This is a genomic window from Mycobacterium sp. ITM-2016-00316, from assembly GCF_002968335.2.
Taxonomy (GTDB): domain Bacteria; phylum Actinomycetota; class Actinomycetes; order Mycobacteriales; family Mycobacteriaceae; genus Mycobacterium.
Window position 1 is genome coordinate 1,470,496 of sequence record NZ_CP134398.1, and the last position, 21,837, is coordinate 1,492,332.

Genomic DNA, 21,837 nt, shown 5'->3' on the forward strand with positions numbered 1-21,837 from the left:
CGGGGGACATCCGGGACCGCCACCTGGTTCAGGTGAGTCGGGTGATCTGCTCGCCGTGCTTGGCTTCGAGCTCGGCGATGCGGGCCTCGAGCTTGCCGATCTTGACCTCGCGACGATCCGGGACCATCACGATCGGAAGGTCCGCCAGGGGTGCACAGACCCGCTCGGGACCGTCGATGGAGTAGACGGTCGCGGTGATGTCCTGTTTCTCCGGCGTCCAGGTTCCCCAGGATCCGTAGTACGGCAGATCCTTCGGAGGCTCCGGTGTGACGAACTCCGCGCAGAATTCCGCGAACGGCTTACCCCGCTGCAGGCGTTGCTTGCGTGCGGCGGCCCGGGCGGCCTCGGTGCCGGCCGCGTCGATGCGGAACGTCGCGGGATCGTAGCGAACGGCGAAGATGTCCTCGGCCACCTTCTGGCTGATTCGGCCCAGTTCGGCATCGTGGATCACCGATTCCGGCCGGCGCTCCAGCGGGTCGCCGTATCCGCCGCCGGCACCCTGGCTGATCATGTACAGCTCACCGTCCTTGGCGAGGTCGAACTGCAGGCCCATGTGCGACGTGGAGTATCGACCGTCCGGGAAGGGACGCTCGTTCATGACCTTCTCGATCGACAGGTCGAACTTCATGTTGTCGGTCCGGAAGTGCTCGTAGACGTTGGTGCCCTTGACCATCGCCAGCGGATAGGTACCGCAGCCGTAGCCGCCGTACATGCCGTAGATCGAGGAGAACTTGGCACCCGATGTCACCGTCATGAAGCCCCACTGGGGTGTACCTTCGGCGGCCACGATCATCTCGTAACCCATTCCGCCGGTGAACTTCCCGAATCCCATGTTGTCGCGGACCAGGCGCTTGGCGACGAGCTGCATGAACGGCACCTCTTCCTCCATCACCTCCTGCTCGGCGGTATCGGCCATGGCGCAGAACAGCGGAGAGATCGCATCCTCGCCGTCCCGGAACGGTTTTGCGCCGCCGGGCATCCCGTTGAGATCGGCGCACAGGTTGCCGACCATGTCCCCGTGCTGGGTGATGCCGCCCCAGAGGAAGGTGTTGATCTGGTTGAACCAGTTGGACACCACGTTGCTGTACTTGTTCGGGGTGGAGAAGGACATCCTGCCGTAGAGCGCCTGCATGCAGGAGAATCCGCGAAATGAGGCCTGCAACGACTGGCCCATCGGGGCATCGTAGGATGCGTCGGCCCATGTGCCTTCGTCGGAGATGATGTCGATGCAGCTCATCGCGGCGGTGCAGCGGGGCAGATCGGGCCACCAGAACGCCAGAATGGCCTGCATCATCATCGATTTCACCGAACACAGCGGCGAATTGATGGCCCGATTGAGGATTTCGGGACCGGTGCCGCGCAGGTCCACGGTCATGTGGTCACCCTTGACCGTGATCGTGCAGGCGAACTTGATGAGGATGTTCTCTTTGAGGGTGCTGTCCATGAACTGGTCGAAGCGGTAGGTGCCATCGGGGAGTTCGGCGATCCGGCGGCGGACTTCGACGTCGACATCCTCGACCGTGGTGCGCAGTGCGCCCACGAAGGTGTCGACACCGACCTCGTCGATCACGGCGTCGATGCGTTCCATGATCTTGCGAACTGCGGTGATCTTCACCTTGAGGTCGGCGAGCTGAAGCTTGGGGTCGCGCACCGAATGCTGCAGGAAGGTCAGCAGATCCCGGCGCAACTCCCCGCGCTCGACGATCTTGAACGGGCTCATCCGCAGCCCGTCGTCGAACGCCGTCTCCGAACCCGAGGGCATGCCACCGGGTTCGCACGCCCCGTTCTCGCCTTCGTGGATGGTGGCGGCCACCCAGGCGATGATCTCGCCGTCGCGCATGATCGGCATGATCATCGACTGGTCGGTGTTGTGCACGTTGCCGTACCGGGCATCGTTGTGGATGAATCCGTCACCCGGGTTCACCCCGACGGTGGGTTCGTCCTTCCAGTACTTCATGATGTACCGGATCGGGTGGTGCAGGATCGCACTGAATGCGATCACTCCGTGGCAGGACAGATATGAGACATCGCCGGAGGCGGTGTAGATCGCGGTGGTGAGGTCGCCCCATTTGGCGCCGGGGGCGGCACCCTGGGCCTCGCACATCTCATAACCCTCGTCGAGGGCGCCCGCGATGCGCTTGCGGATGCGTTCGACCTGCAGCCGGTCCACGCCGGCGGCGATGGCCACCTCTTCATGATCCGATCGCTCGGAAATGCTGTGGCTGCGCATGATTTCGCGGTCTGGGCCGAGGAAGAGAGTGGTCTCGTCCATGAAGCGGTCCACCCATTGCTGCTCTTCGTCGGTGAGCGTGCCGGTCGGGCGTTCGTTGACTGTTGTCATCTTCTAGTCCTTACGTTTGTGGTCAGTCCTGCAGGAACCAGACAGCGCCCTGGGCAGTGGGCTCCAGTCGCCAACCGGGTTCGACCAGGAAGGTGGTGTTCTCGGTGGTCACGATGGCCGGGCCGGCAATGACCCGGTCGGGGGCCAGGGCGCTGTCGTCGAACACCGGGGTGTCGATCGGCTTGTCGATCCCGATGAAGTGGGCGCTGCGGTGGCCGACCGGCTCCGGCGCGCTACGTTGCCCACCGGCGTCGAGCGGTTCGAAGTTCACCACGTCGCCGTCCACATAGGAGGCCACTCGGATGGTGCTGCAACGGATTCCGGCTTCCGGTGCCGCCGATGACGCGCCGAAACGGTGACTGTAGACATCGCCGAACGTCTTGATGACGTCCAGCACATCGCCGACGCCGGAGATCCGGTGGATATCGGACAGTGCCACCGCCTGAGTCAGCAGCTGATTGCCGTAACGCATGTCCAGTTCCAGACGGTATTGGACATTCTGTTCGGAGAATCCCTGCCGCACCAGGTCCTCGCGGCCGCGCGCCTCGAGTTCCGCGACGACGGCATTGAACTCGTCGTAGTTGTCATACAGCGCCCGAGTGGTGGCGTTGTACATGGTGACGTGCACGCCTCGCTCGTGGAAGTGCAACTGCTTCATGTTGCCCGCACCGCATGCCGAGAACACTGATGAGAAGGGCGGTGCCAGCACACGTTTGATACCGGCGTGCCGAGCAACCCCACAGGCGTGCAGCGGCCCGTTGCCGCCGTAGGCCAGCATGGTGAAGTCCTCCGGCAGGTAGCCGCGCACCCGCAGCTCCTTGCCGATGCCGATGGCCATCTGCTCGTCGACACCGTCCTTGATCACGCGTGCGACCTCGATCGGATCCATATCGAGCGGGTCGCTGAGCTCCTCCTCGATGGCGAACATCGAGCGCTTGCGGTTGAGCTTGATATAGCCGTTGGCGTAGTTGTCCGGGTCGAGGTAGCCCAGCACCAGGTCGGCGTCGGTCACGGTCGGCTTCAATCCGCCGCGGTCGTAACATGCCGGGCCCGGGTTGGAGCCGGCCGATTTCGGGCCGATCTTGACGGAGTTGTGGATGCGGTCGTAGCTCGCGATCGATCCGCCGCCGGCACCGAGGGTGTCCAGGTGCACCATCGGCACCGACACCAGCCAGCGGTCGATGGTGGGCAGGAAGTCGTAGTGTTTGACCCCGCCCTCGGGCACTAGGCCGATATCGAAGGAGGTGCCCCCCATATCGGTGGCGATGACATGGCCGAGCCCGGTCTCGTTCGAGAGGTGCTCGGCGGCTCCCACCCCGGCGATGGGGCCGGAGTGGATGGTCTGCAGGGCATCGGTGGAGTTCATCTGCGCCATGCCACCGGAGTTGTGGATCACCAGCATCGGCTTGTCATAACCGAAGTCGCGCAGGTTGCTGGACAGCTGGGCCAGCGCGTGGAACATGATCTCGTGCAGATAGCCGTCGATGATCGTCGACGTGGCACGGACGTATTCGCCCTTGCGTCCCGACACCTGGTGGCCGAGCAGCATCGGGATGGCACCGAGTTCGTGCGGCGGGAACTCGTCGAGAATGATCTCCTGGATCGCGAGTTCGTGTTCGGGGTTCTCGGTGGCGTTGACCAACGACACGACGATGGCTTCGGCGCCGGCGTCGACGAGTTCGCGGACCACGGTGCGGACGTCCTCGGGATCCAGCCGCGCGACCACCTTACCGGCGGAGTTGATCCGCTCCTTGACCGATCGGATCAGCTGCCGCGGCACCAGGGGTTCCGGTCGTTCCGCAGCGGGCAGGTTCTGCTGCATCGCGTAGTCCAGACCCTCGCCGTAGCCCCGGCCGCGCGACAGCGGGATGGTGTCCTCGAAGCCGTGGGTGACGATCGCGGCCACCTTCGGACCGTTGCGCTCGATAAGTGCGTTGGTGCCGAGGGTGGTTGCGTATCGCACCGAATCGACCTCGGAGAGCACGGTCGAGCGGTCCAGCCCGGCGCGTTTGCACGCCAGGTCGAGGGCCTCGTTGAACCCGATGGCCAGGTTGTGATGGGTGGTGAGCGCCTTGGCGTCGACGTAGTTGCCGTCCCAGACGAAGAAGCAGTCGGTGAACGTGCCACCGATGTCGACCGATATTCGTTTCATGTCAGTAAATCTCCTGATTCTCCGGTCAGTGGGTGTGGCCGGCGGCCTTGAGTGCTGCGGTGTACTTCTGGGCGTCCTCGCCGGGGCCGTAGTTGTGCGCCGCTTCGGCATCGATGCCGCGTTGTTCCCATTGCTTTCGCAGCGCCGGGATGTCGACGAGGATGTCGACGGCCGGCGGGTGCCCCGGGGGGAGGTACTCGCATTCGATCTGGGTCGCGCAGCCGGGGCAGTAATACTCCAGAATCCGGCAGTACGTGGGGTCGGGGCTGAATGTGTACTCGTAGCGGTCGGGGTCGATGATCGGCTGGTGGATCTCCCGGGGATCCCGGTCGTACACCAGCGTTCCCGGCTTGTAGTTCTCGTGCGCCGAGCCCATGTCGTGGGCGCACACCCGGCACACCCAACGTTCGGAGTCGAGGTCGATCACGAGGTATTCGGTCATGGGGACTCGCATGGGAGTCCTCCTTTCTGAGTACGGGTTTGGATCAGTGGATGTCGGTGAGCATCAGGTCGCCGGCCGCCGTGACCCGGAATGACCAGTCCGGCAGGACTCGAGCGGTGAAGAACGGGCCCTCGATGATGGCCGGCCCCTCTCCGGTATGTCCGGGTGAGAGTTCATCGAGGACATGCACGGCGACGTCATCGATCCGGTCGGCGGTCGAACGAACCGCGCGCGTTCCCTGTGCCGGGGCGGCCACCGGCCGAATCGGGACATCCGTCTCGAGGTTCGGGTGAGGCAGTGGCGCAGCGGCATTCAACTGCAGCGACACCACGGCGCCGGGATAGTCGACCTCGTCACCGGGCTCATACGGCAGCTGTGACACCGTTGCGTCATCGGGGTTCTCGACCAGCAGCTGCCAGGTCGTGTGGCAGTCGGCCAGCGCATACCCTTCCTGGAACATGTCCCGTTCCGCGCGGGCCAGCAGTGCGGCGTGCGTCGCGCGGGCGGCGTCGGCGCTGGGCTCGTCGATCAGCACCTCGTAGGTCTTGCCGATGTCGGAGAACGAGATTCCGAAGGCAGAGAACACCGCCGCCGTGCGTGGGACGAGCACCTTCTTGACACCGGCCAGTCTGGCTGCGCCGGTGGCACTCATAGGTCCGGCCCCGCCGAATGCCAGCAGTGTGGTGCCGTCGCTGACGAGGTGCCCGAACGATGCCGACAACGCCTGGAAGTAGGCATGCTCCATCCGGATCAGGGCTTCCTCCAGCGAGATGCCCAGCGGGTCCGCGATCGTTTCGGTGACCACCGTGCGGGATCTGGATGCGTCGAGGGTGAAGGTGCCGTCGAGGTAGGTGTCGGCGTCGAGGACCCCCAGCAGCAGGTTGACGTCGGTGATCGTGGCTTGCTTGCCGCCGAATCCGAAGCAAGCCGGCCCGGGTGCGGCACCGACGGACTGCGGGCCCACGGTGATGCTGCCGTCGACGACCTGGATGACCGAGGAACCGCCGACACCCGCCGAGGCCACATCACTCATCGGATAGGAGATCTGCACACCTTCGATGGCGCCCCGGTCCGACACCGCCACCGATCCGTCTTCCACGACGCCGACGTCGGTCGTGGTGCCCCCGATGTCCATCATCAGTGCGTGCGACAGTCCGTACACCTTCGCCAGCGCCGCGGTGCCCTCCAGGCCTCCGCGAGGTCCGGACGAATATGTCTTGAGGGCAATCGATTTCGCCACCCGCGAGGAGGCGCCGTCGTTGCGGTAGACCAGCAGCGGGTTGACCACCTTGTAGTCCTGCAGGCGCCGTTCGGCCCCGTAGAGGAACCGCTCCATCGTCGGATGCAGGAAAGCGTTGACCACGCAGGACCACACGCGGCGTGCGTCGTCGCGGTCGCCGGCCAACTCCCAGCTGTAGAGCAGCGGCACCGAACCAAGCAGGTGCCGGGGGAACTTGCGCAGCAGAATGTGCCGCAGCCGTCTTTCCTCGTCCGCGCTGCCCCCAGCGACGACGACCCGCGCCGCCCCGAGGGTGGTGAGCCGGTTCACCTTCTGGACGGCGTCGAACTCGAAGTCCGCGGCCTCGGGGTCGATCGTCAGGAAGCGATCGGCAACCAACCCGGTGAACAGCTTCTCCTCGGCGGCAGTGTTCTGCATCCGGGTATCGAGGGTGTCCAGCGTGGTGAGGATGCCGATCATCGGTCCGCGCCGCTGTACCAGGGCATTGGTGCCCTGGGTGGTCGAATATCGGATGTGCTCGGTGGCGTGCAGCAGCCGGGTGGTGTCGGCCTCGCCGTAGAGGGCGGTCGACGCCTTCTCGATACCGCTGAACAGGCATTCCGACAGATCGTGCTGGGTTGTCAGGGTCTTAGTGAAGGTGAACGCACCGCCGTCCCAGACACAGATGTCGGTCAGCGTTCCACCGTTGTCGATGTTGATGAGGGTTCCCATGGCACTCCGTTCGTGGGATTCGCATATATGAATGCGTGGAGCGTGCGGCATCTGTGCTGTGCGCCACATCGCTCGTCCAAGCGTGAACTGTGTCTCACGGGGCGGGGTGTCCCAATATCGGACATCGGAAGACTTGGTTGTGATGTGTGCCTCGTTCACACTGGGTGATGACCAGTCAGGAGGTGGCCCATGCCCAACAGCGATACGCGGTTACTGCGGGTTGCTGCCGCACGGGCGGACTTCCTTGAGTACGGCGGCAGCGGCGCCGCCGGCGTCTCCGACGTCCTCGCCGCATCATGGGAGCGCAGCCAGGCGGCCGGGGTGGACGTGTCGCATCCGGACGTGCAGTTCACCGATGAGATCGACACGGCCTCGCTGTTGGTGCGCTGCGCGCGACCGGTGCTGCAACAGTTGGAGATCGATACCGCGGACATGCCGCTGGTGATTGCGCTGACCGACAAGAAGGCCCGGGTGGTGGAGCGTATCGACAGTTCTACCGCCGTGGCCAGGCTGCTGGACCGGGTGCATCTGGCCCCCGGATTCAGTTATGCCGAGTCGACGATGGGCACCAACGGCATCGGCACGGTATTCGAAGCGGGACAACCGGTCAGCGTGGTCGGCCCCGAGCATTTCAGCGAGAACCTGCATCTGTTCGCCTGTACGGGCGCCCCGGTCATCGACCCGGTGACGGGCCGTCTGGAGGGAGTGCTGGACATCTCGACGCTGTCATCGACGTGGAGTCCGCTGATGCACACCCTTGTCAAGAGCGCGGCCAAGGACATCGGGCGCAATCTTCTGCTCGACCGGGGACAGGCACAACGTGCCATCTTCGACACCTATCTCAAGGTCACCGCGCGGGCCGCTCGGCAGGCGGTGTTCGCGTTCGGAGATTCGGTCTTCATGGCCAATTCGGCCGCTCAGCAGATGTTCGACGCCGACGAACAGCGCGCCGTACGTGAGCATGCGATGTTCCTCATGGCGGGCAAGGACAGAGTCAGCGACACCATCACCTTGCCCGGAGAGCGCCTGGTCCGCATCCGGGGAACCCGGATCCTGGCGGGGGCGGAGGTGGCGGGCATGGTGGTGATCGCCGATGTCGTGACCGTGCGTCAGCCTGGGTCGCCCGCGGACTTCAGCGAGCAGCAGTTGCCTCAGGTCGCCGTCGCCACACCGCAGACTTCGCAGATCGTCGGCGGTTTGTCGCGCTCACGGGACTCGATGGCGGGGGGCACCTCGCCGGCCTGGGTGCGTGCGTGTACGGATTTGTGCCAGGCCCTTGAACAGGGCCGGCCAGCTTTGGTCGTCGGTGAACCGGGGTCGGGAAAGTTCACCCTGGTGGCCGAATTGTTCCATGCGGTGTATCCGAGCGGGCGAGCGATCTCGGTGGACGCCACCCAGCTCAGCGTCGAGGGTCCGGCCTCCGACCTCGGCTCATTGCTCGGTTATCCCGCTGAGCCGACACTGCACATCATTCGCGACATCGACAAGGGCAGTACCGACAGCGTCGAGCGCCTGGGGTCGTATTTCTCGGCGGTGGCGGCGATGGAAGGGCCGGCCTGGGTGGTTGCCACCGGGTCCGACTCGGCGTCCGCTGCCGATCTTCCGTTTCGCCAGCTGCTGCATCATTTCGAAGTGTCGATAGCGATTCCGCCGCTTCGTTGCCGTACCGACGATCTGGCGGCGCTCACCGCGGCGTTGCTGCGCGGGATCGCGCCCGCTCGTAAGGTGCGCCTCAGCCCCGAGGCGCAACGTCTGATCGCGCGATACTCGTGGCCGCGCAACATTTCTCAGCTGCGTGAGGCGCTGGTGCATGCGGTGCGGCGCAGGCCGGTAGGTGAAATCCAAGAGTCCGATCTGCCCGGGTATTGTCAGACTGCGTCCCGTCACGCGTTGACCCCGCTGGAGGCCGCCGAACGCGACGCCATCGTGACGGCGTTGCGCGATACCGGTGGCAATCGGGTCGCGGCGGCGGCGCATCTGGGGATGTCGCGGTCGAGTTTGTACCGGAAGGTCAAGGCCTACGGCATCACTGCGTGAGCTCCAGTGGCTGCCGGCGTACCCGCTGCTAGGCCAGCTTGGCCTTGACCTGCTTGACGTTCGGGTTGGTCAGCGTGGACCCGTCCGCGAATTTCACCGTCGGCACCACATGGTTGCCGTTGTTCACCGACCCGACGAATTCGGCGGCGGACGGATCGGCCTCGATGTCGATTTCGTCCCAGGCGATGCCCTCGGCCTTCAGCGCCGTCTTGAGCCGGTTGCAGAAGCCGCACCACGACGTGGTGTACATGGTCAGCTGGGCTTCAGAAGTGGGGGCCATGTCAGAACTAACCTATCGACGTCGGTGCGTATTTCCCCGCCAGCCTATGCGGCGACACGGGCGCTGCTGATGTCGGAGCCTCCTGCCATGATGGACGGCATGCCGTCCGTCGACAGTCTCCTCGGCGACCTCGACGACGAACAGCGCGAAGCCGTGCTCGCGCCGCGTGGTCCGGTCTGTGTGTTGGCCGGAGCCGGCACCGGCAAGACCCGCACCATCACCCGCCGCATCGCCCACCTGGTGGTGGGCGGGCACGTCGCGCCCGGCCAGGTGCTGGCGGTGACGTTCACCGCCCGCGCGGCCGGCGAGATGCGCAGTCGGCTGCGGGCCCTCGGTGAGCAGTCCGGGGTGCCGACGGCCGCCGTCCAGGCCGTCACCTTCCACGCCGCGGCCCGGCGCCAGCTGCAGTATTTCTGGCCGCGGGTGGTCGGCGACACCGGCTGGCAACTGCTCGACAGCAAGTTCTCGGTGGTGGCGCAGGCCGCCAACAAGGCGGCGGTGAAGGCCAGTACCGATGACGTACGCGACCTCGCCGGCGAAATCGAATGGGCCAAGGCCTCGCTGATCACGCCCGAGCAGTACACCGCCGCGGTCGCCAAGACCCGCCGCGACGTCCCGATGGACGCGGGCACCGTGGCCAAGGTCTACAACAACTACGAGCGACTCAAAACGCACCGCGACGGCACCGCCCTGCTGGATTTCGATGACCTGCTGCTGCACACTGCGGCCGCGATCGAGAACGACGCGGCGGTCGCCCAGGAATTCCGGGACCGCTACCGCTGCTTCGTCGTCGACGAGTACCAGGACGTCACGCCGCTGCAGCAGCGGGTGCTCGACGCCTGGCTCGGTGAGCGTGACGATCTGACGGTGGTGGGGGACGCCAACCAGACCATCTACTCGTTCACCGGGGCCACCCCGAAGTTCCTGCTGGACTTCTCCCGGCGCTTCCCCGAGGCCACCGTCGTGCGCCTGGAACGCGACTACCGGTCCACCCCGGAGGTGGTGTCGCTGGCCAACCGGGTCATCGCCGCCGCGCGTGGCCGGATGGCCGGCAGCAAGCTGCACCTGATCGGTCAGCGTGACCCGGGCCCCAAACCGTCCTTCGCCGAGCATCCCGACGAGGTGGCCGAGGCGGCCGGTGTCGCGAAGAAGATCAAGAAGCTCATCGAGTCCGGCACTCCCGCAGCCGAAATCGCGGTGCTCTACCGCATCAACGCCCAGTCCGAGGTGTACGAGGAGGCGCTCACCGCGGCCGGTATCGCCTTCCAGGTGCGCGGCGGTGAAGGGTTCTTCAGCAGGCAGGAGATCCGGCAGGCGCTGATCGCGTTACAGCGCAACGTCAACAGCGAGTACGGCGACGATCTGCCCGGTCTGGTCCGGTCGCTGCTGGAGCCGCTGGGCCTGACGGCCGAACCTCCCGCGGGCACCCAGGCCCGGGAACGCTGGGAAGCGCTGACCGCGCTCGCCGAACTGGTGGATGACGAAGTGGCGCAACGGCCTTCGCTGGATCTGCCGACGCTGCTCACCGAACTGCGTCAGCGGGCCGACTCTCGGCACCCACCGGTCGTGCAGGGCGTCACGCTGGCCTCGCTGCACGCGGCGAAGGGCCTGGAGTGGGACGCGGTGTTCCTGGTCGGGCTGGCCGACGGCACCCTGCCGATCTCGCATGCGCTGTCCCACGGACCCGACAGCGAGGCGGTCGAGGAGGAACGCCGGCTGCTCTATGTCGGTGTCACCCGGGCGCGGGTGCATCTGGCGCTCAGTTGGGCGCTGGCCCGCACCCCCGGCGGGCGACAGGGCCGGCGCCCGTCCCGGTTCCTCAACGGGGTCGCCCCACAGTCCCCGGCTGACGCGGCACCCGCCCGCCCGAAACGCGCCAAGGGCGCAACGCCGCGCTGCCGGGTCTGCAACGGGGCGCTGAACGGCCCGACCGCGATCATGCTGCGCCGCTGCGAGAGCTGCCCGTCCGATATCGACGTCGAACTGTTGGCCGAGCTCAAGGACTGGCGGCTGCGCGTCTCCCAGGAGATGAAGGTGCCGGCGTTCGTGGTGTTCACCGACAACACGCTGATCGCCATCGCCGAGACGCTGCCCGCCGATGCCGCCGCACTGGTGGCAATTCCCGGTATCGGTGCCCGCAAGCTGGAACAGTACGGCCCCGATGTGCTGGCGCTGGTGAAAGCCCGGTCCTGAGCCTGCCAACTTCCGCACAGATTCTGCCAAACCCGCTGGTCAGAAAATCGCTTGTGCGTTCGGGCTGTTAGGCTCTAGCCTCAAGATCACAAGTTCTGTGGGGCTACTTTTTTGTCAGGCGAGAGGAGGGATTCGGCATCATGACGATTTTCACCATGCAGCAGCGCGTAAACGTCAGCGGTATGCCGCTGTCCGCCCGCGCCGTCGTCGGCATTCCCGCCGTGCATCGAGCTGGTTGGGCGCCCGCTGCCGCCGCGCCGCAGCATAAGCGCCGCACCGCCGAAACGACCGCCGAGTCCGTGAAGTGGGGCACCACCTAGGTAAGCCCCCAAAACCGCCGAAAAGGCCACGGACCCGCGCAACCGGATCCGTGGCCATTGTTTTCGGAACACCCGAAAGCCCTGGTCATCCGGTCCGGTCAAGTACACCGACACCGAAGAAACGACCAGGAAGTAGGGGAAGACATGTCCGTCCAGGCATGCCCTGAGCGAACACTGCCCGCGGTGCCGTGCCACGAGGCCGATCCCGATCTGTGGTTCGCCGAAAGCCCGACCGAGCTGGAGCGGGCCAAGGCGCTGTGCGCCGATTGCCCGATCCGGAGTCTGTGCCTAAACGAGGCGCTGGAACGCCAGGAGCCGTGGGGAGTCTGGGGTGGCGAGATCATCGAACGCGGAACCATCGTGGCGCGCAAGCGGCCGCGTGGACGTCCGCGCAAGGATGCTCGGGAGGGCCGGGCGGCCTAGCTACAGCTGGGCCGCCCGGTCGGCCCAGACGCTAGGCGGCTTCGGTGAAACCCGGAACCAGTTCGGTGGCAATGGCTCTCACCGGGACATGGGCATCCAGCTGGCAGCAGATCGCGATGGTCGACGCGATGACGCGCAGCGGGATGGCCAGGTTGGCCGGCAGATCGAGCTGACGCGCCATCTTGATGTGCGCCACCGAGTTGTCCATCTGGCCGGCGGCCATCCGCTGAATCCAGCGCCGTGTGTAGTGGAAGACCTCGGTCTCCACGGGTTCGACGTATTGGCGCAGCATGTCGTCGATCTCCTGAGCCGACACCTGCTCGCCCTTCTGGATGAAGCCGGCGGCCTCCATCGCGGGCAACAGCTCGACGTAGTTCTTGGCCCGGGCCAGTCGGATGCAGTTACCCAACGATGCCGGGAATCCGCCGGGAAGCGGTGCGACAGCACCGAAGTCGATGACACCCATCCGCCCGTCGGGCATCAACATGAAGTTCCCGGGATGCGCGTCACCGTGCATCATCTCCAGGCGTTTGGGGGCGCCGAAGGTCAGCTCGGTGAGCCGGGTGCCCATCACATCGCGCTGTTCGGGGGTGCCCTCCCGGATGATGACCGACATCGGCACGCCTTCGATCCATTCAGAGATGACGACCTTGGGGGCGCTCGCGATCACCGCGGGCACCACGAAATGCGGGTCGTCGGTGTAGGCCTTGGCGAAGGCCCGCTGGTTGTCGGCTTCGAGCCGGTAGTCCAGTTCCATCTCGGTGCGCTCGATGAGTTCGGCGACGACGCTTTCGATATCGGCGCCCGGGGCGAGCTGCTTGAAAACACTGGTCAGCCGCTGGATGGTCTTCAGGTCGGCGCGCAGCGCCTCGTCGGCGCCGGGGTACTGGATCTTGACCGCGACCTCGCGACCGTCCGACCAGATCGCTTTGTGCACCTGACCGATGCTGGCCGAGGCGATCGGCTTGTCATCGAAGGACTGGAACCGGTCGCGCCATTTGGTACCGAGCTGCCCGTCGAGCACGCGGTGCACCTTGGCCGCGGGCAGCGGCGGGGCTTCGCGCTGCAGCTTGGTCAGCGCCTCGCGGTAGGGCTTGCCGTACTGCTCGGGGATAGCGGCTTCCATCACCGACAGGGCCTGCCCGACCTTCATCGCGCCGCCCTTGAGTTCACCGAGCACCGTGAACAGCTGCTGGGCAGCCTTGTCCATCAGCTCAGCGGTGACGTCGTCCTTGGATTTGCCGGCCAGCCGCTTGCCGAACCCGAGTGCGGCCCGTCCGGCAAAGCCGACGGGAAGGCTGGCGAGCTTCGCGTTTCGCGCGACGCTGCCTCGTTTGATTTCGGACACCCAACCATCATCCACGACCGGCCTGAATATGCCGCAACGAACTGGCAACAAGCGATGTCAGCACCCGCAGGCGGGGTGGCGCGACCAGCGTCGTGTCACCACCGAACCGGTGCCGACGTCGAACTCGACGGTGGCGTCCAGTGTGATGGGCGTGCGCGAAGCGGCCCTCGAGTCGAGATCATCACGAATGGCCCGGATCACCAGATCGACCTGGGTCAGCGCCAGCGCAGCGGTGCCCAGCACGGTGGCCCGGTCGGCAGTGGTGACGGTGTGGCGAAGCTGCGCGGCCAGGGCCGGCCAGGCCGCGTCCCGGTCGCTGCGGTGTAGATCGGCGCAGGCCAGGCATGAAGTCCGGCCGGGTATCACCAGCGGCCCGACCAGGCCGGTGCCGTCACGCACCCGGACCGGGAGATGCGGCACCCGGGCGGTGTGCAGATCGCGCAGCACCCGCGGGTCGGTGACCAGCGCATCGGCCAGTACCACGAGGTCGGCGCGGTCGGTGGTCACCACCGCGTGCCGGCGGCTGCTGCGCGTCACCCGGGTGCCCGAACAGCTCAGCGCCCCGGACAGCAGGTCCGACAGCGGGCCCCGGCCGTGCACCCGCACCGCCACCGATCGCAGCGACGCACGGGTCCGGGTCACCACACCGTCGGCGACCAGTGCCTCCAACAGGTCCGGCACGGTAGCCGGTGGCAGCCCGAAGCCCGCAGCGCGCGTGGTCAATTCATCGACGGTGGCGGGATCCTGCATGGAACGCAGCAGGGTGGCCAGCGCCGGACCGGTGGATCCGGCGGGCGGGTGCACCAGCACGGCGCGACGCGGGTCCCAGCCGACCTGCACGGTTCCATCGGGCCGCAACAAGACCGGCATCGCCGGGTTGAGTGCGTAGCGCCGCATCACCCGACTGTGTCACGACGGGCCCGATCGCCGCGTCAGTTATCCACAGGGCCGTCGGGACGCTCGTTGCGCTCCAGGTCTTCGAGCAGCTGATCGATGCCGCTGGTGTCGCCACCGATGGCCCGGTCGATGAAGGCGGCCGGCTCGTCGAGATCGGCGGCGCCGGGCAGCAGGTCGGGGTGTTGCCAGACCGCGTCGCGGGCATCGGAGCCGACGGCCTCGGTCAGCTTCTCCCACAGCGCGGCGGCCTCGCGCATCTTGCGGGGGCGCAGTTCCAGCCCGACCAGGGTGGCGAACGTCTGCTCGGCGGGCCCGCCGGTGCCGCGGCGACGGCGCAGCGTCTCGCTGAGCGCCTCGGTGCCGGGCAAGCGATCCCCGAGCGCGGCGATGACGACGGTCTGCACCCAGCCCTCGATGAGCGCCAGCAGGGTCTCCAGCCGCTCCAGCGCGGCGGTCTGCTCCGGTGTCGCCTTGGGTTCGAACATGCCCTGACTGAGCAACTGTTCCATGGCGGCCGGGTCGGCCAGCGACGCCGGGTTGAAGCCCTGGGCCATGTCCTCGATACCGCTCATGTCGATCTTCATGCCCTTGGCGAACGACTCGACCGCGCTGAGCAGCTGGCTGGACAACCACGGCACGTGGCTGAACAGGCGGTGGTGGGCGGCCTCGCGGGCGGCCAGGAAGGTCAGTACCTCGCTGCGCGGCTGCTCCAGACCCTCGGTCAGGGCGTCCACGGCCTCGGGCATCAGAGCGGCAACGCCCTTGGGGCCCAGTGGCAATCCGATGTCGGTGGAGGTCAGTACCTCCTTGGACAGCTTGCCCAGCGCCTGGCCCAGCTGGCTACCGAAGGCCATCCCGCCCATCTGGGACATCATCGCCAGCAGTGGTCCGGCCATCGCCTGGGCCTCCTGGGGCAGGGCCGAGGCCCACACCGTGGAGATCTGCTGGGCCACCGGGTCGCACAACCGCTTCCAGGTGTCCAGGGTGTTGTCCAGCCACTCCGTCGGCGTCCAGGCCACGGTGCGGGTGGTACCGGCCGGCAGCGCGGTGGCCCCGTCGAGCCAGGTCTCGGCCAGTCGCACCGCGTCGGTGATCGCGGACGTGGTGGATTCGGGTATCGGCGCCACGAAACCGATCGAACTGGTGGCCAGCTGGCGGGCCAGGTCGTAGTTGACCGGTCCGGCCTGCTGGCCGCCGGCGGCCATATTGCCTGTACCGCTGAACATCTCGCCGAGCCGGGTGAAGATCTGGCCGAGGTCGGACATGTCGAAACCTTCACCGCCCAGCCCGAACGGATCCCCGGAGGGATCTTTCTTGCGCTTGTCAGGATCCGGGTCGTCTCCGTGAGAGAAGCCGAAGGGCAGGTCAGACATAGCGTCAACGGTACCCACCGACGGCGGCGCGGGTGGGGCCGCGGGTCACGCTGTGGGTGAACGCGCTCTACTGTGGGCGGCGTGAACAGGCGGATTTTGACGCTGGTGGTCGCGCTCGTGCCCATCGTGGCGTTCGGGTTGCTGCTGTCGGTGGTGACGGTGCCCTTCGTCGCGTTGGGGCCGGGGCCGACGTTCGACACCCTCGGCGAGATCGACGGCAAGCAGGTCGTGGACATCAAGAGCACCGACGGGGTGGCCGGCGAGATCACCCATCCCACCTCCGGTCACCTGAACATGACGACGGTGTCCCAGCGCGACGGGCTCACCCTGGGCCAGGCCCTGGTGTTGTGGATGTCGGGCCGCGATCAGCTGATCCCGCGGGAGCTGGTCTATCCGCCGGACAAGTCGAAGGACGATATCGACAAGGGCAACACCGCGGACTTCAAACGGTCCGAGGACGACGCCGAATACGCGGCCCTGTCCTACCTGAAGTACCCCAAGGCCGTCACCGTCGAGACCGTGGAGGACAAGGGGCCCTCGGCGGGCAAGCTGCAGCCCGGGGATGCCATCGACATGGTCAACAACGTCGAGGTGGCCGACCTCAAGGCGTTTCAGGACGTCGTGAAGAACACCAGACCCGGCGAGCAGATCGTCATCGACTACCGCCGCAAGAACGCCCCGGCCGGTACCGCCACCATCACGCTGGGCGAGCACCCCGAAGGCAAGCAGGGGTATCTGGGCGTCGGGGTGCTCGACGCGCCGTGGGCGATGTTCGACATCGAGTTCAACCTGGCCAATATCGGTGGCCCGTCGGCGGGTCTGATGTTCAGCCTGGCGGTCGTCGACAAGCTGACCACCGGCGAGCTCAACGACGGCAAGTTCGTCGCAGGCACCGGCACCATCGACGCCGAGGGCAAGGTGGGCTCCATCGGCGGCATCACCCACAAGATGCTGGCGGCCCGGGAAGCCGGGGCGACGGTGTTCCTGGTCCCGGCCGAGAACTGCGCCGAGGCCGTCACCGCGCACCAGGACGGCCTGCAGCTGGTGAAGGTGGACACGCTGACCACAGCCGTCGACGCGCTGAACACGATTTCTGCCGGTGGCGAACCCCCCACATGCTGAGAGGTTCCTTGGCGGGCACTGCGTAGAGTTGGGACAAGACGTGGCCCCTCTACTTGCTGAGGCCACCGATCATGGACTGGAGTTGAAGAGTTGGGTATGCGGCCCGCGGCACGAATGCCGCAGCTGACACGTCGGAGCCGGGTTCTCATCGGCGTCGCGGTAGCTGTAGTCCTGTTGTTGTTGGTGGGCCCCCGGTTCATCGACGGGTATGTCGACTGGCTGTTCTTCGGCGAGCTCGGTTACCGCTCGGTGTTCACCACGGTGCTGTTCACCCGCATCGTGCTGTTCCTGGTGGTGGCGGTGTTGATCGGCGCGGTGGTCTTTGCGGCCATGACGCTGGCCTATCGCACCCGCCCGGTGTTCGTGCCGACCGTGGGCCCCAATGATCCGGTGGCCCGCTACCGCACCACGGTGATGAGCCGGCTGCGGCTGTTCGGTATCGGCATCCCGGTGTTCATCGGTCTGCTGGCCGGCATCGTCGCGCAGAGTTACTGGCCGCAGGTCCAGCTGTTCCTGCACGGCGGCGAGTTCGGGATCACCGACCCGCAGTTCGGCATCGACCTCGGTTTCTACGCCTTCGATCTGCCCTTCTACCGGCTGGTGCTGACCTACCTCTTCGTCGCAGTGTTCCTGGCGTTTGTGGCGAACCTGTTGGGCCACTACCTTTTCGGCGGTATCCGGCTGGCCGGGCGCTCCGGTGCGCTGAGCCGCGCGGCCCGCATCCAGCTGATCGCACTGGCCGGCACCCTGGTTCTGCTCAAGGCCGTCGCCTACTGGCTGGACCGTTACGAGCTGCTGAGCAACACCCGCGCCGGTAAGCCGTTCACCGGTGCCGGCTACACCGATATCAACGCGGTGCTGCCGGCCAAGCTGATCCTGCTGGCCATCGCCGTCATCTGCGCGGTCGCGGTGTTCTCCGCACTGGTCCTTCGCGATCTGCGTATCCCCGCCATCGGTCTGGTGCTGTTGCTGCTGTCCTCCCTGGTGGTGGGTGCGGGCTGGCCGCTGGTGGTCGAGCAGTTCAGCGTCAAGCCCAACGCGGCGCAGAAGGAAAGCGAATACATCAGCCGAAGTATCACCGCGACCCGAGACGCCTACGGACTCACCGACGAGACGGTGACCTATCGCGATTACAGCGGCGATGCCAACGCGACGGCGCAGCAGGTCTCGTCCGACCGGGCCACCACGTCGAACATCCGGCTGCTCGATCCCACGATCGTCAGCCCGGCGTTCACCCAGTTCCAGCAGGGCAAGAACTTCTACAACTTCCCTGAGCAGTTGGCCATGGACCGTTACACCGGGCCGGACGGGCAGATCCGCGACTACGTGGTGGCCGCCCGGGAGCTCAACCCGGACCGCCTGATCGACAACCAGCGCGACTGGATCAACCGGCACACCGTCTACACCCACGGCAACGGCTTCGTCGCCTCGCCGGCCAACACGGTGCGCGGTGTCGCCAACGATCCCAATCAGAACGGCGGATACCCGGAGTTCCTGGCGACGGTCGTCGGTGCCAACGGCAGCGTGGTGTCCCCGGGACCGGCGCCGCTGGACCAGCCGCGGGTGTATTTCGGTCCGGTGATCGCCAGCGCGGCCGCGGATTACGCCATCGTCGGCAAGAACGGCGATGTGGACCGCGAGTACGACTACGAGACCAACACCGAGACCAAGAACTACACCTACCAGGGCAGCGGTGGTGTGGGGATCGGCAACTGGATCAACCGCGGCGTCTTCGCGGCCAAGTTCGCCGAGCGGAACTTCCTGCTGTCCAACGTCATCGGTGAGAACAGCAAGATCCTGTTCAACCGTGATCCGGCGCAACGAGTGGAGGCGGTGGCGCCCTGGTTGACGACCGACAACGGGGTCTACCCGGCGATCGTCAACAAGCGAATGGTGTGGATCGTCGACGGCTACACCACGCTGGACAACTATCCCTACTCGGAGTTGACCACGCTGTCGAACGCCACCATCGACTCCAACGAGGTGGCGGTGAACCGGCTGTTGCCGGACAAGCAGGTGTCCTACATCCGCAATTCGGTGAAGGCCACCGTCGACGCCTATGACGGCACGGTGACGCTGTATGCCCAGGACGAGGCCGATCCGGTGCTGAAGGCGTGGATGTCGGTCTTCCCGGACACGGTGAAGCCGAACTCGGAGATCTCCGAGGAGCTGCGGGAACACCTGCGCTACCCGGAGGATCTGTTCAAGGTGCAACGCGCACTGTTGGCCAAGTACCACGTCGACGATCCCGTGCAGTTCTTCACGAACTCCGATTTCTGGGACGTGCCGCTGGATCCCAACCCGACGGCCAGCAGCTTCCAACCGCCCTACTACATCGTCGCCAAGGATCTGGCACGGCAGGAGAACGACTCGGCGTCGTTCCAGCTGACCAGTGCGATGAACTGGATCCGGCGTGACTTCCTGGCCGCCTATATCAGCGCGAGCTCGGATCCCGAAACCTACGGCAAGCTCACGGTGCTGACCGTCCCCGGTCAGGTCAACGGTCCCAAGTTGGCCTTCAACGCGATCAGCACCGACACCGCGGTCTCCACCGAACTCGGGCAGATCGGTCGTGACGGCCAGAACCGGATTCGCTGGGGCAACCTGCTCACCTTGCCGATCGGCAACGGCGGCCTGCTCTATGTCGCGCCGATCTACGCCTCACCGGGCACCGGCGACGCGGCCTCGACCTATCCGCGCCTCATCCGGGTGGCGATGATGTACAACGACAAGGTCGGCTACGGCCCTACGGTCCGCGACGCCCTGGATGAGATCTTCGGTGCCGGCGCAGGCGCCACCGCGACGGGCCCCGCGCCCGCCGACGGTCAGCCGGCATCTCGCCCGCCGGCGCAGCCCGCGGCCAACCCGCAGGCCACTCCGCCGCAGCAGGGCAGTGCGCCGGCAGCGACGCCTCCGCCGGCAGCGGCGGTGCCGGGTGGTCCGGTGCAGTTGTCGGGGGCGAAAGCCGCTGCGCTGCAGGACGTCAACGCCGCGCTCGACAACATGCAGCAGGCCCAGACCAGTGGTGACTTCGCCGAGTTCGGCGAGGCGCTGCAGCGCTTGGACGATGCGATGAACAAGTACCGCGAGGCCAGGTAGCTTTTTCTTTCCTCTTCTCTCCGCGAGCGTGCGTGTCTGATGGCCGACACACCGTCGTCGAACCCGATTCGGCGCACGTTCGCGGGGGCGTGAGCTGGGCTTGGGGTCTATTCCAAGAAGATGCCAAGTGGTCCGGGTGAGTCTGTTCTCCGATGAACAGCCCTGCCCGAAAGGACCCTCGAATGACCCTGGCCGAATCGGTCGCCAACAGCGCGGTGTCGACACTGCCCGACCATGTCAGCGCCCTGGTCGCGCTGCCCGGCGAGCCCGGCTACGAACGCTGCACCCCGTGGAATGTCGCCGTGCCCGTCCAGCCCGCCGCCGTGGTGCTGGCCACCTCCCCACATCACGTGGCCGAGGCCGTCCGGTTCGCCGCCGGCCACGGTCTGCGGGTCACCGTGCAGGCGACCGGGCACGGCGCCATCCCGGTGGGCGCTGATGCCATCCTGGTGCAGACCAGCGCGATGACCGACTGTGTCGTGGACCTGCCCAGCCGGACCGCCCGGGTCGGCGCGGGCGCGCGGTGGCAGCACGTGCTGGAGGCGGCCGCACCGCATGGGCTGGCGCCGCTGTGCGGATCGTCACCCTCGGTGGGCGTGGTCGGGTTTCTCACCGGTGCCGGCGTGGGCCCGCTGGTGCGCAGCGTCGGGGTGTCCTCGGACTACGTGCGTTCCTTCGATCTGGTCACCGGTGCGGGGGAGTTGCTGCATGTGACGCCCGCGGAGCACGCCGAGTTGTACTGGGGGCTGCGCGGCGGCAAGGCCACCCTGGGCATCGTCACAGCTGTCGAGATCGACCTGTTGCCCATTTCCGAGTTCTACGGCGGGGCATTGTATTTCGACGGTGCTGATGCCGCCGCGGTGCTGCGCACCTGGCGGCAGTGGAGTACCGCGCTGCCGGAGAACATCAACACCTCCATCGCCTTTCAGCAGCTGCCGCCGCTGCCCGGGGTTCCCGAGCCGCTGGCGGGCCGGCTGACCGTCGCGGTGCGATACACCGCACTGGATGATTTTGCCGAGGCCGCAGCGCTTTTGGCGCCGATGCGGGAGACCGCGACGCCGGTGCTGGACACCGTCGGGGTGCTGCCGTACGCCGCGATCGGGGCGGTGCACGCCGACCCGGTCGATCCCATGCCGGTGCACGAGGAGCACGTGCTGCTGCGCGAATTCGGCGCCGAGGCAGTCGATATCCTGCTGGCCGCCGCGGGCCCGGGTTCGGCGTCGGTGCAGACCATCGTGGAGGTACGGCTGCTCGGCGGGGCGATGGCACGACAGGCGCCGCACCGCAGCGCGTTCTGCCACCGTCAGGCGGCCTACGCGGTGACCGTCATCGGGGTGCCGGCCGGCCCGGCCGCCGAGCTGGTGCCGGCCCAGGCGCGCGCCCTGACCCACGCCCTGGCGCCGTGGTCGACGGGCGGTCTGCTGCCCAACTTCGCGCCCGCGGCTGACCCGGCACGGATGGCACGGGCCTACGACGAGGACACCCGGCACCGGCTGGCCGCGCTGGCGGATCGATATGACCCCGCGGGGGTGCTCAACACCGGTCAGGTGGTGCGGTTTTCGGGCTAGAAACCGGCGCTGAGCACCCGATTTGGTGCGTTGCATCCCCTTGGGTAATGTTGTGTTTACCGACGCGGGGTGGAGCAGCTCGGTAGCTCGCTGGGCTCATAACCCAGAGGTCGCAGGTTCGAATCCTGTCCCCGCTACCAGGTAAAACGGCTCCCGGAGGCAACTCCGGGAGCCGTTTTCATTGGGTTGTGAACGCATTTGTGAACGTCAGGATTTCCGGCTGACGATCTTGACGCGTGACGAGCCGCCAGTGATTGCACAAAGTCCTGTAGCGGCAAGTCTGTGCTCGGC

Annotated in this window: 15 protein-coding genes and 1 tRNA gene; 8 read left to right on the top strand and 8 right to left on the bottom strand. The window is 66.5% G+C overall.

Annotated elements, in window-relative coordinates; genetic code table 11:
* Positions 1-28: 28 nt before the first annotated feature.
* The 4 genes from C6A86_RS07095 to C6A86_RS07110 are packed head-to-tail and all read right to left on the bottom strand — an operon-like array spanning position 29 to position 6,886.
* Positions 29-2,341: a hydantoinase B/oxoprolinase family protein gene (locus C6A86_RS07095; RefSeq protein WP_105365751.1), complete on the bottom strand. Its 2,313-nt coding sequence runs from the start codon at positions 2,339-2,341 to the stop codon at positions 29-31.
* Positions 2,342-2,363: 22 nt separating this feature from the next.
* Positions 2,364-4,493: a hydantoinase/oxoprolinase family protein gene (locus C6A86_RS07100; protein WP_105365752.1), complete on the bottom strand. Its 2,130-nt coding sequence runs from the start codon at positions 4,491-4,493 to the stop codon at positions 2,364-2,366.
* A gap of 25 nt (positions 4,494-4,518) precedes the next feature.
* A complete protein-coding gene (locus tag C6A86_RS07105) occupies positions 4,519-4,947 on the bottom strand; it encodes an acetone carboxylase subunit gamma (RefSeq protein ID WP_067999595.1) in 429 nt (142 codons plus the stop codon).
* A 31-nt stretch (positions 4,948-4,978) separates the two neighbouring features.
* A complete protein-coding gene (locus C6A86_RS07110; protein WP_105365753.1) occupies positions 4,979-6,886 on the bottom strand; it encodes a hydantoinase/oxoprolinase family protein in 1,908 nt (635 codons plus the stop codon).
* A gap of 189 nt (positions 6,887-7,075) precedes the next feature.
* Here C6A86_RS07110 and C6A86_RS07115 point away from each other — a divergent pair, with 189 nt between their 5' ends.
* Positions 7,076-8,923 carry a sigma-54-dependent Fis family transcriptional regulator gene (locus C6A86_RS07115; protein ID WP_105365754.1) on the top strand — a complete coding sequence of 616 codons (1,848 nt, stop codon included), beginning with the start codon at positions 7,076-7,078 and terminating at the stop codon, positions 8,921-8,923.
* Between the two features lie 28 nt (positions 8,924-8,951).
* Here the strand turns inward: C6A86_RS07115 and mrx1 are convergent, their stop codons facing one another.
* A complete protein-coding gene (gene mrx1 / locus C6A86_RS07120) occupies positions 8,952-9,203 on the bottom strand; it encodes a mycoredoxin Mrx1 (RefSeq protein WP_199196390.1) in 252 nt (83 codons plus the stop codon).
* A gap of 99 nt (positions 9,204-9,302) precedes the next feature.
* Here mrx1 and C6A86_RS07125 point away from each other — a divergent pair, with 99 nt between their 5' ends.
* The 3 genes from C6A86_RS07125 (at position 9,303) to C6A86_RS07135 (ending at position 12,139) form a co-directional block, all read left to right on the top strand.
* Positions 9,303-11,396, top strand: coding sequence for an ATP-dependent DNA helicase UvrD2 (locus tag C6A86_RS07125; protein WP_199196391.1), 2,094 nt, complete (start codon positions 9,303-9,305; stop codon positions 11,394-11,396).
* Between the two features lie 140 nt (positions 11,397-11,536).
* Positions 11,537-11,716, top strand: a complete 180-nt coding sequence (locus C6A86_RS07130) for a hypothetical protein (RefSeq protein WP_105365755.1) — start codon at positions 11,537-11,539, stop codon at positions 11,714-11,716.
* A 144-nt stretch (positions 11,717-11,860) separates the two neighbouring features.
* On the top strand, positions 11,861-12,139 hold the full coding sequence (locus C6A86_RS07135; RefSeq protein WP_105365756.1) for a WhiB family transcriptional regulator: 279 nt from the start codon (positions 11,861-11,863) through the stop codon (positions 12,137-12,139).
* 31 nt (positions 12,140-12,170) lie between these two features.
* Here C6A86_RS07135 and C6A86_RS07140 read toward each other — a convergent pair whose 3' ends face one another.
* Genes C6A86_RS07140 through C6A86_RS07150 form a run of 3 tightly spaced genes read right to left on the bottom strand, consistent with a single transcriptional unit; the run spans position 12,171 to position 15,775 of the window.
* Entirely contained in the window at positions 12,171-13,502 is a 1,332-nt protein-coding gene (locus C6A86_RS07140; protein ID WP_199196392.1) for an AarF/ABC1/UbiB kinase family protein, read from the bottom strand.
* Positions 13,503-13,544: 42 nt separating this feature from the next.
* Entirely contained in the window at positions 13,545-14,384 is an 840-nt protein-coding gene (locus C6A86_RS07145) for a TOMM precursor leader peptide-binding protein (protein WP_105365757.1), read from the bottom strand.
* A gap of 35 nt (positions 14,385-14,419) precedes the next feature.
* Positions 14,420-15,775, bottom strand: coding sequence for a zinc-dependent metalloprotease (locus C6A86_RS07150; RefSeq protein ID WP_199196393.1), 1,356 nt, complete (start codon positions 15,773-15,775; stop codon positions 14,420-14,422).
* Positions 15,776-15,838: 63 nt separating this feature from the next.
* Between C6A86_RS07150 and C6A86_RS07155 the strand changes: the two genes are divergently transcribed.
* The 4 genes from C6A86_RS07155 to C6A86_RS07170 all read left to right on the top strand — a co-directional run bounded on the left by C6A86_RS07155 (position 15,839) and on the right by C6A86_RS07170 (position 21,686).
* Positions 15,839-16,879, top strand: a complete 1,041-nt coding sequence (locus C6A86_RS07155; protein WP_199196394.1) for a PDZ domain-containing protein — start codon at positions 15,839-15,841, stop codon at positions 16,877-16,879.
* Between the two features lie 90 nt (positions 16,880-16,969).
* On the top strand, positions 16,970-19,978 hold the full coding sequence (locus tag C6A86_RS07160; protein ID WP_105365760.1) for a UPF0182 family protein: 3,009 nt from the start codon (positions 16,970-16,972) through the stop codon (positions 19,976-19,978).
* Positions 19,979-20,160: 182 nt separating this feature from the next.
* Positions 20,161-21,546: an FAD-binding oxidoreductase gene (locus C6A86_RS07165; protein WP_105365761.1), complete on the top strand. Its 1,386-nt coding sequence runs from the start codon at positions 20,161-20,163 to the stop codon at positions 21,544-21,546.
* 63 nt (positions 21,547-21,609) lie between these two features.
* Positions 21,610-21,686: transfer RNA gene (locus C6A86_RS07170), tRNA-Met, on the top strand.
* Positions 21,687-21,837 lie beyond the last annotated feature (151 nt).

Bases quoted from the DNA above. Each gene is read 5' to 3' on its own strand.
- C6A86_RS07095 (WP_105365751.1), bottom strand. From the start codon at position 2,341: ATGACAACAGTCAACGAACGCCCGACCGGCACGCTCACCGACGAAGAG.
- C6A86_RS07100 (WP_105365752.1), bottom strand. From the start codon at position 4,493: ATGAAACGAATATCGGTCGACATCGGTGGCACGTTCACCGACTGCTTC.
- C6A86_RS07105 (WP_067999595.1), bottom strand. From the start codon at position 4,947: ATGCGAGTCCCCATGACCGAATACCTCGTGATCGACCTCGACTCCGAA.
- C6A86_RS07110 (WP_105365753.1), bottom strand. From the start codon at position 6,886: ATGGGAACCCTCATCAACATCGACAACGGTGGAACGCTGACCGACATC.
- C6A86_RS07115 (WP_105365754.1), top strand. From the start codon at position 7,076: ATGCCCAACAGCGATACGCGGTTACTGCGGGTTGCTGCCGCACGGGCG.
- mrx1 (WP_199196390.1), bottom strand. From the start codon at position 9,203: ATGGCCCCCACTTCTGAAGCCCAGCTGACCATGTACACCACGTCGTGG.
- C6A86_RS07125 (WP_199196391.1), top strand. From the start codon at position 9,303: ATGCCGTCCGTCGACAGTCTCCTCGGCGACCTCGACGACGAACAGCGC.
- C6A86_RS07130 (WP_105365755.1), top strand. From the start codon at position 11,537: ATGACGATTTTCACCATGCAGCAGCGCGTAAACGTCAGCGGTATGCCG.
- C6A86_RS07135 (WP_105365756.1), top strand. From the start codon at position 11,861: ATGTCCGTCCAGGCATGCCCTGAGCGAACACTGCCCGCGGTGCCGTGC.
- C6A86_RS07145 (WP_105365757.1), bottom strand. From the start codon at position 14,384: ATGCGGCGCTACGCACTCAACCCGGCGATGCCGGTCTTGTTGCGGCCC.
- C6A86_RS07165 (WP_105365761.1), top strand. From the start codon at position 20,161: ATGACCCTGGCCGAATCGGTCGCCAACAGCGCGGTGTCGACACTGCCC.